The sequence below is a fragment of the Microcystis sp. Msp_OC_L_20101000_S702 genome, from assembly GCF_007095705.1.
Taxonomy (GTDB): Bacteria; Cyanobacteriota; Cyanobacteriia; order Cyanobacteriales; family Microcystaceae; genus Microcystis; species Microcystis ichthyoblabe_A.
This window is the reverse complement of the sequence record NZ_SFBO01000186.1, coordinates 1-9,707: the sequence shown is the minus strand read 5'-3', so window position 1 is coordinate 9,707 and position 9,707 is coordinate 1. Positions and strand designations below refer to the sequence as shown.

The 9,707-nt window shown below is 44.5% G+C and carries 7 protein-coding genes; 6 read left to right on the top strand and 1 reads right to left on the bottom strand.

Translation table 11 applies throughout. The features are described 5' to 3' along the window. The first annotated feature begins 643 nt into the window (after positions 1-643). From EWV60_RS19340 to murI, 3 genes are all read left to right on the top strand, one after another. Positions 644-2,032, top strand: a complete 1,389-nt coding sequence (locus EWV60_RS19340; protein ID WP_287234119.1) for a cation:proton antiporter — start codon at positions 644-646, stop codon at positions 2,030-2,032. A 387-nt stretch (positions 2,033-2,419) separates the two neighbouring features. Next, complete coding sequence (locus tag EWV60_RS19335; protein WP_287234118.1) at positions 2,420-4,318, top strand: N-acetylmuramoyl-L-alanine amidase; 1,899 nt, start codon at positions 2,420-2,422, stop codon at positions 4,316-4,318. Positions 4,319-4,415: 97 nt separating this feature from the next. After that, positions 4,416-5,228, top strand: coding sequence for a glutamate racemase (gene murI / locus EWV60_RS19330; protein ID WP_002734376.1), 813 nt, complete (start codon positions 4,416-4,418; stop codon positions 5,226-5,228). Between the two features lie 649 nt (positions 5,229-5,877). Here murI and EWV60_RS19325 read toward each other — a convergent pair. Further along, on the bottom strand, positions 5,878-7,641 hold the full coding sequence (locus tag EWV60_RS19325) for an SWIM zinc finger family protein (RefSeq protein ID WP_287234116.1): 1,764 nt from the start codon (positions 7,639-7,641) through the stop codon (positions 5,878-5,880). Positions 7,642-7,756: 115 nt separating this feature from the next. Between EWV60_RS19325 and EWV60_RS19320 the strand changes: the two genes are divergently transcribed. From EWV60_RS19320 to EWV60_RS19310, 3 genes are all read left to right on the top strand, one after another. Then, positions 7,757-8,038 carry a ParB N-terminal domain-containing protein gene (locus tag EWV60_RS19320; protein ID WP_002752867.1) on the top strand — a complete coding sequence of 94 codons (282 nt, stop codon included), beginning with the start codon at positions 7,757-7,759 and terminating at the stop codon, positions 8,036-8,038. Between the two features lie 13 nt (positions 8,039-8,051). After that, positions 8,052-8,744, top strand: coding sequence for a helix-turn-helix domain-containing protein (locus EWV60_RS19315; protein WP_287234114.1), 693 nt, complete (start codon positions 8,052-8,054; stop codon positions 8,742-8,744). 671 nt (positions 8,745-9,415) lie between these two features. After that, on the top strand, positions 9,416-9,707 hold a 292-nt coding region (locus tag EWV60_RS19310), incomplete at its 3' end, for a hypothetical protein (RefSeq protein ID WP_287234113.1).

Below are 9,707 nucleotides of genomic sequence, written 5' to 3'. Positions count from 1 at the left end.
GTATTATAGGATACATTCCTGCTGGCAATCAACTGGAACGAACCACAAAGACACAAAGGACACAAAGATTGATCGCTTCTAGATAATCTAAACTTATCACACAAAGAATAAGAGAGCCATAAGGGGGGTATCTGACAATTTTTAACGCCTACCTACTTATTTAGGGCTTGCTGAATAATGGTAAAACCCTTTTAAAATAAGGCTTTTGACCTGTTAAAATCCGATGTTAGTGCAAGGATATAGGATTAGGATCCTCAAAAACCTTGCATTATCCTTCTTTTAGTACATAAACTGGTACAAAAAAAGAGGGCAACAAAGCCTGAAACGACCGGCTCCTGACTCATTACACAAAATAAGCATCTTGTCAAGGGGTCTGCAAAAATTATTTTCCAACCAGCGGAAGAAGGGCCGGACGGTGGTAAAGCGATGATTGCGGCGGTAGTCGTCAAAAATCGGAATATGGAGTCAACTATTAGCTATTTTGCCTCCTATTCACCGATAATAGCAAGTCTGACAATTTATCTGATCCTCACCCGGCCACGGCTGAACCCTCGTAGAAGTTGGACAAGGGGCAAAGTTTAATAGGGAATCACTGAATAGGCCGCCAGCTTGTTAGAGTATTGGGAGTAATTTTGAGCGAGCGATGATACTACAGCCTTTCCTTTCTTCCGCTTGGAGTCCTAATCTTACCCTGTTAGCCTCGGCAGCTACGGCCGAAACTGCCGATAGTGCCTTAGTTTTAGCCTGCGTGCTGCTGAGTTTGACCGTTATTTATTTCGCCTGTAAACTGGGGGGAGAAATATGCGTCCGATTCAACTTGCCTCCCGTGTTAGGAGAATTAGTCGGTGGCGTAATTATCGGAGTTTCTGCCCTAAAATTACTGGTTTTTCCAGAAGGAGGAGCGGGATTCGAGGATTCTCTCCTAATTCATTTCCTAGAATCCACGTCATCCCTCACCCCAGAGCAATCTCCCGCCGTTTTTAGTGCTGCCAGTGAGGTGATTTCCGTCCTCTCGGAATTGGGGGTAATTATCCTGCTGTTCGAGATCGGTTTAGAGTCGGACTTGCAGGAATTAATTCGCGTCGGTCCCCAGGCAGCTGCTGTGGCAGTGGTGGGGGTTGCGGTTCCCTTTTTGGTGGGTACTTTGGGTTTAATCTACATTTTCCATCTGGCCACCATTCCCGCTATTTTTGCCGGGGCAGCCCTAACCGCTACCAGTATCGGCATTACCGCCAAGGTTTTAGCAGAAATAGGGCAGTTATCGGCGAAAGAAGGTCAAATTATTATCGGGGCAGCGGTTCTCGATGATATTCTCGGTATTATCGTCCTCGCTGTCGTTGCTTCTTTGGTGAAGACCGGAGAAGTGCAGATTAGCAAGGTAATTTATCTAGTTATTAGTTCTAGCGCTTTTGTGGTGGGGGCGATCCTGATCGGTCGTTTTTTAAGCCCCTTTTACGTTCAATTAGTTAATAGAATGAAAACTAGGGGACAATTGCTCTTAGTTTCCCTAATTTTCGCCTTTATTCTTGCCTATATTGCCCAAGTTATCCAATTAGAAGCGATTCTCGGTTCCTTTGCTGCCGGCCTAGTCTTAGGGGAAACGGAAAAGCGATCGGAATTGGCAGAACAAGTGTTCCCGATCGCCGATTTATTTGTACCGATATTTTTCGTCTGTGTGGGGGCAAAAACCGATTTAAGTGTGCTTAATCCCACTATTCCCAGCAATCGAGAAGGATTAGTCTTGGCCGCTTTCTTAATTGTCGTCGCGATTTTGGGTAAAGTGGTGACGGGGTTAGCCGTTTTCAGCAAGGAAAAACTCAATCGCTTGGCGATCGGAGTTGGCATGATTCCCCGGGGTGAAGTGGGTTTAGTCTTTGCCGGAGTCGGGGCTGCTAGTGGCGCTTTATCCCCCGCTGCCGACGCGGCGATTATTATGATGGTGATCTTGACTACCTTTATCGCTCCGCCCCTGTTAAGGTTAGTATTTAAAGAACCTACCGCCAGCCCTCAATCAGTGATCAGTGAGCAGTGAGCAGTTACCAGTGGTAGTGTTAAGTGAGCAGTATTAAGTGGCACTAACAGTGCCGTCTTTTCATTGATAACAAGGGCCGAATCCAAATCCTAATTTGTTAAGCTAAAAGCTTTGATGTACTTAGTTTCTAACCTTATTTTTAGGTAGGAGAATTGCCAGATTCTTTTTTGGAGCCTCTTGCCTCTTACCTTCAGAAGCTGATAACTGATGACTGATGACTGATAACTGATCAGAAACATAGCAGACCATGCCAACGTCCCATAAGCTTGTTTTTATTGATAGTTATTCTCAGAGCATTAACGGAGCTATGGATGGCAAAAAATCAACAAAATAGTCCATTTTTACCGAAAAAAGGTAATTGATAACTGAGCAACGGGAGCATCGATCGTGAGATTTCATTGGTTATTCCTAAGCGCATTAACTTGGTTGCTGGTGGCGGCCCCTGCTTGGGCTGGCAAGCTCGTCTTTTGGCGATTCGACACCAATGAGAATCGTCTGGTGTTCACTACCGACAATCGAGTGCAACCGCGAGCGCAAATGATCACTAACCCCACCAGGATCGTGATCGATCTGCCCGGGATCAAGTTAGGGCAACCCAATATTAACCGGCCCATTGGCAATATCGTCAGAAGTATCCGTATCGGTCAATTTGATGCGGAAACTACCCGTTTAGTGATTGAATTAGCCCCCGGCTACACTGTCGATCCTCAACAGGTAAAAATTCGCGGAATTTCGCCCACCCAATGGACAGTGGAATTGCCAGATCCCCAACCGATTAGGGAGGAAACGCAACCACCCGTTACCCCTGACCCCACACCTCCCCCCGATCGCGGTTCCACCCGTCCCACTCCCCCACCTCCAGTTAGCCAGACGGACAACAACGATGATTTTCAAGTCACTCGCAATGGTCTTTTTGTCCGTTTAGAGCAGAATGGTGATGAGCGATCGATTCGCAGTCAACGCAGCCGGGACGGCAAAAAAATCGAATTTGAATTACCCGGGGCCACTTTACCCAGCAGTCTCACCGGTCAAACTATCCCCGTCAATCGCTATGGGGTCGGCGATATTCAATTCAGTCAGACTGCCAATCAACGGGCCAAGATTTCCCTAAGTGTTAATAGAGATAGTCCCGATTGGCAAGCTCTCTATAGTCGTTTTGGTGGCTTGGTTTTACTGCCTAGGGGCGGTCTGGGTGCCGTGGATAATATCTCCTCACCTCCCCCCACTCGGGCCAGCAATCCCAATCCTCGTCCCAATAATCCCCCCCCGAAAACTGCCAATAATCCCCCTTCTAGCAATCGTTTGGCGACGATCTCCTCGATCGATCTGGCGGGTAATAACGATCGCCTGTTAATTCGTGGGGATTCACCCCTGAAAGCTAACGGCAGTGTTAACCGGGATGGGGTCTATGAACTACGCATCGAAAATGCTAAGTTAGCCGAGTCTTTTCGCGGTCCGCGCTTTGGTCGCTCTAGTCCCATCTATCAATTACGGGTACGTCAGGAAAGTGTCAATAAGGTGCTGATTTTGGTACAGACCGCGGCAGGATTTCAATTCGGTCGCCTCAATCAGTCGGAAGGTCAAACCCTAGTCCTAGAATTGCTTTCCTCCCGCAATTCTGGCCCCGTTTCTCAGGTTCCTGACTCCACCACTATACCTGTCCCTTTACCCCCAGATACGGGGCAATTTAACCCACCGCCGCGCCCCTCTAACCCCACTCCTAATCCCCCCCAACAACGCAATAGCCGCTTTCTAGTGGTGATCGATCCGGGCCACGGTGGTAAGGATCCGGGGGCGATCGGAATTGGTGGCCTTCAGGAAAAAAACGTAATTCTGCCCATTTCCCTAGAAGTTACCCGCATTCTGCAACAACAGGGCATCGATGTGCGTCTAACTAGGGATAGCGACTTTTTTGTCACCCTGCAAGGTCGCACGGATCTGGCTAACCAGATCGATGCCGATCTATTTGTCAGTATCCATGCTAACTCTATGGGGAAAGCACGACCGGATGTCAACGGCCTAGAGGTGTACTACTTCGGCGATCGCCGTTTGTCGGACACCATCCATCGCAATATTGTCCGCAGTGTCGATATGCGCGATCGAGGGGTGCGTCGGGCCCGTTTCTATGTGCTGAGAACCTCGAAAATGCCCTCTACCCTCGTGGAAGTGGGTTTCGTTACTGGCGCTGAGGATGCGGCTAAATTAGCCAATGCCAACTTTCAACGACAAATGGCGGCGGCGATCGCAGGAGGGATTATTGAATATATTCAACGAAATCTCCGTTAATGATTAAATCATTGGAGCATTAGTTTACCAATCAAAAAATCCGTGTTTTAATATCATCAAATAAAGCTACTTTAGATCAGCGTTTTCCTCGATATCTATGAGAGAATCACAATTTAGTCCGATTGGTGTGTTTGATAGTGGTGTGGGTGGACTGACAGTTTTAAGGGAGTTGTATCGACAACTGCCCCAAGAATCGATTCTCTATTTTGCTGATACCGCTAGACTTCCCTACGGAACCCGTTCTAAAGGGGAAATTATCGAATTTGTCCGGGAAATTCTCACTTGGATGGGCGAGCACCGGGTGAAAATGGTGATTATGGCCTGTAATACCAGTTCCGCCTTGGCTTTAGAAGAAGTACGGGCCGAATTTAAAGATTTACCAATTTTGGGGGTAATTTTACCCGGTGCCAAAACTGCCGTTAAACAAGGAAAGCGCATAGGGGTGATTTCTACCCCGGCTACGGCTAAAAGTAATGCCTATAAACAAGCAATTCAAGAAATCGATCCTACTGCCCAAGTTTGGCAAATTCCTTGTCCTGAGTTTGTCCCTTTGATCGAGGCTAACCGCATTTTTGACCCCTATACCACACAAGTGGCTAGGGAATATCTTCAGCCTTTACTGGCGGAAAATATTGATACTCTGGTCTATGGTTGTACCCATTATCGTCATCTTTCCCCAGTTTTACGTCGTCTTTTACCTAGTTCCGTGCGCTTGGTAGATCCCGCAGCTGCCGTTGTCCGAGCGGCGGAAAAAGAACTAGAATTATTAGGTCTCAAAAATCCCGAAACATCCCTACCTACTAACTTCGCAGTTAGCGGTGATCCTGACACTTTTGCTCGTTTATCTCGTCAATGGCTAGGTTTTTCTCCTACGGTAGAAAAGGTTTATTTACCCGTCCCCGTTTTATAACCGTTAGCCTTTTCAGTGAGCAGTTATCAGTGAGCAGTTATCAGCTGCCTTTTGCCTGTCCTGATATGTATCCTATACTCAACGGATTTAGTATCAAAGGGTTGGGTGAGGTGCAATCGTCTTATTCTGGGACGATGAGGAAGATTAACGTGAAGGGGCAGAAGGAGAATATGATGGAGGTGACGATAGTACCAGAAACAACTGACCAGTAACTAAGCATTGCGTTTAGCTGTAGCAGGTTCACAAGACATAAATATGAATTTTTGTAATAGCCAAGGCAGATTTGAAATTTCCCGATAAAGGATAGCGCTTTTCACGTTACTGAGGTATCGACAAGTTTTGCCAACAAAGGGTTTAAGCTCCTTGCCCATACCTCATTCTGATGAAAACTGCTATAGTCGAGAAGATAAGTACCTAAGCAAAATTAATTACACATTTCGATCAAGCTTTTGCCTCTTGCCTATTGCCTGTCTTCACTAGGAAATTTATTTTGCATGACTACTTACTACAACCTACATTCCGCACTTCAATTTGTAGCATAAAAGAATTTGCGTCGAAACATCACTAGACTTAAGCTGAGGACAAATTCCCACTCTACAAGCTAAAAATAGCCTCCTTTTAGCCGATAACTGACGGCTACAAGCTTAAATTATTGTAAATCCTGATATTTGAATAACCCCATAAATTTTGATTTGCGTCCGTGTTCCTTAATTAAACTTTCCCGATAAGTTTGCCATTCTTCCCGTCTTCCCGACATATAAAAGGCATTACGAGCTTTTTTCAGCCATTTAATCGCTTCTTCGTAGCGATCAGCCTTTTTTTCGTCCAGTATCTTTTCCGCAGGAGGACGAGCGTGATCGATCACCCAGTCAGGATCGACGGTAGCAGCCGCATCCATTATCCGCCAAATTAGGTGAGACTGCACATAGGAATTATCAGAAACGACTTTAATTGCATCTCTAACTAAATTTTCGTGGAGAAATATATCGATTTTAGCCTCTGTGGAACGTCCACCGCTAAACTCGCGCAAGTAATCTAACAAGTCTAGTTTTAAATCGGGCCAATCTTCCCCCGCTAAAGACTCAATTTTTTGGTAATGGGAAAAGGAAGGTTGGTCTTGAAATGCCTTAATTCTAGCAGCTAAAGCTGTATCTATATCCCCTAAAGATTGCGCTAGTTCACTTGTCCAGAGAGCTAATTGATAATAATAATTTCCAGGGAAATTTAGACCACCCCTGGCAATTATGAGAGCGGATTCTGGTGCGGATTCATCGCGTAAAGCTTTGGCAAAAAAGAAGGCTTCATCGTTTTTAGTTATCATATTTTTTGCCGATGCCATCGCTTCCTCAATGCGATCAAGATAGACTAACTTAGTTAGATATTCTACCACTTGTCCTGAAGCTAAAGCTAGATTCAAATACTCCTGATCTTTTTCCTGTTGCTCGAAAATTTCTAAGCGAATAGAAGTTAATGCTTGGGCATAATAGGGGATATTTCCTGACCACATTTCTGAAAAATTAGCCGATTCTCCCCGTAAAATCTTCTCTAAAACTGGATCGTCCCATCCCTGTTGTAAGGCTGCTAAACTCATCTCAAAATCGGCACTCCATTCATGCTGCCATTGCTCGATTTTTTCCCTTAAATCTTGCTTTTCTTGGGGATTAAATTCTTTGCTTAAAATTGCTGCCGTTAGAACTCGATCGATTCTAGCACTTAAATCATCATTAACAGCACCGTAATCTTCTAAATCATCCCATTCCTCGATACAGGCGCTAATAATTGCTTCTAAAATAGCGATCGCATTATCTGGTTCTCCCTTTTGATAATAATCTTTGGCCTCATCCACTAGGGCATAAATTTCATTAGAAATTGGATCTTCTTCGTAGTAATCTTCCTCGATCGCTCGTAGGGATTGCCGCAGTTCATTACGGACAGTATTACGATAAGCTTTGACATTAACAGTTATCTTCCCTACCGCTTTATTAAGTGGGGTAGCTGGCACTAAAAACTTATCAATTGTCTCGATAACTTCTGGGTGTTTAGCCACTAAATGATTAAGCAATTTTCTTAATTTACTTTCATCGATCGGTGTCAATAACTCCTCTAGAGAGGCTTTTTTAATAATTAATTCTGGTTGACGAGAACAGGTTAATAAAACCGCCACAATATGCTTACACCAACCCTCATAATCGTAGGGACAGGAACAGGAGACATTCTCAAGGTTTTCTTGGTTAAAATCCATAGCAACTCGATAGGGTTTAACCTCACTACCACTCACTAAAGCTTGTAGATTTTGCCCCCGTTGCCAAAGAGAAATAACTGCACCGCTATCGTAATAATATTGACCGCGCTGATAGGAAGCATTGGTGCTATTTTGCCGGATAATTTTTTCATTGATAGGAGGAATAGTCATAGTCAGAAAAGGAGAGGATTGGGTGATAGAATCTTGTCTGTGGCCAGAAAACTGCCAGTAGGGAGCCAGACCACTGCATCAGCAACCGAGTTAACTTATCTTCAGTTTAGCCTAAATGTGCTATAGTGAAGACACTATGGAAATTAAAAATATTCCTCTGTCCCAAATTCGTCGTCCTTTACCGCGACAAACCGATCCCGAAAAAGTTAATCAGTTGATGCAATTGATCGCTGAGGAGGGATTACGAGAACCGATCGATGTTTTGGAGGTGGATGGTAACTACTACGGGTTTTCTGGTTGCCATCGCTTTGCAGCTCATCAGCGTCTCGGTAAAGAAACGATTCTCTGTCGAGTTCGTCGCGCTCCTAAATCCGTTTTAGCTAAACACATCGCTTAAGCTGAGAAGTCCCATGAATGAGTCCTTATATAAATATCATCGGCAAAAATTAGAGCAGTTAATGGCAGAAATTGGCTGTAAAAATCTGGAAGAATTGAGTCAGTTATCGGGTCTATCTTCTTGGCAATTGCAGAGAGTTTGCCATGGTTTAATCGCTAAATTATCTTCTGAATCTTTGGTGAAATTAGCTAAGGGGCTGCAGCTGCCAGTTAGCGATCTTCTTGCTCATTTTCAAATCCCGACGATGGGGCCAGAGGATCATTCAGGGGAATTAAAAATTCTCGAACAAGAGTATCAAAATTTACAGCAAAAATTAGACCAGCAAAAAGAAGAATTAGCCGCAGAATTTCAACGTCAAAGCATCGAAGTGATCGAATCTTGGTTAGTTCAATGGCCCACGGCCGAGGCCGTTGCCCGCAAAAATCCCGACCTAGCAGCCGTCAAAATCCTCTCCCTAGTTAAACCGATTATGCAGTTACTGGAGCGCTGGGGAGTGCAACCAATTGACAGTGTCGGTGATCATGTTAGTTATGATCCGCAAATCCATCAATTGATCGATGGTCAAGCGGAAATAGGTACACCTGTTCTAGTGCGTTATCGGGGCTATCGTCATGGGGAAAAACTACTTTATCGTGCTAGAGTGAGTTTAATTAAAGTAGAAATGCCAGAAATTCAACCAGTAGAAACAGAAAATGTCACCGCTTAAAGTGATAATTCTTGCAGAGCTTTAGTGCTGTGAAAAATTCCCCCGTGGTCTGCTTTTATCGAAAAAATCTAGTCTAAAACCTCGCCTTAAGACGAAAAGTTTTTGGAGCGGGGCATAAATCCCCATTACAAAACTAATGGCGGCTTGATAACCGCCCCCTGAACGGTTAAAATGAGATTATGAGTGATTCGGAGAAAAAAATATGTCATACTACGATGACTGTTTTGAACACATTACTGATCCTGTCCAACGAAATTCTGTTCGCCAGCAATGGTTACAGATCGTTGACGGAGGTTTATCTGTTGCCGATGTTAGGATACTACTATTAGCGACGCTTAAGCGAAACCCAACTACACTAATGTCGTTAAGAATGTTGGGTTTCTAACTGGGATTGGTGCGTTAGCGTTAGCGTAACGCACCCTACTGGATTGTTTCAGCTAATTTGGTGTATTAGAAAAATGCTATAAATTCTATGTTGACACCCTTACTGACAAAGAAAAAACTGAAATCAAGTCAGGATAAGGGTTGGAGTGCTTACTGCAAAAATTGTTAAGAAAGCTCCCTATAAGGGATAGCTTAATAAGGGGGGTGCTGATAGGCGGGGTGCTATGATAATTTTTAACGCCTACCTACTTAATTATTGATCTCTCTTGTTTTGGAGGAAATTAAAGATGGCTGATTTTCTTGATTTCGTTGTTCGTGACAGTTTGCTCAATCCTCTTAATATCACGCTTTTATCTACAGATTTAGAACAAATTGACGAAGGAACAAGACATGGCATTGATGCTCAGATTGATGACACAGATCCTCTTGGGCGTAAAGGTGCGATTTTAGCTGAGTCGGCATCGAAGGAAACTTCTCCCTTAGGAGTCCTGAACTCTGACCCCTCCCCATCGACAGTCTCCTCTGAGGACCCCACGGTTCCAGTCTCCCCTGCTGCTACGAGTCAAGTAGCGTTTCCCG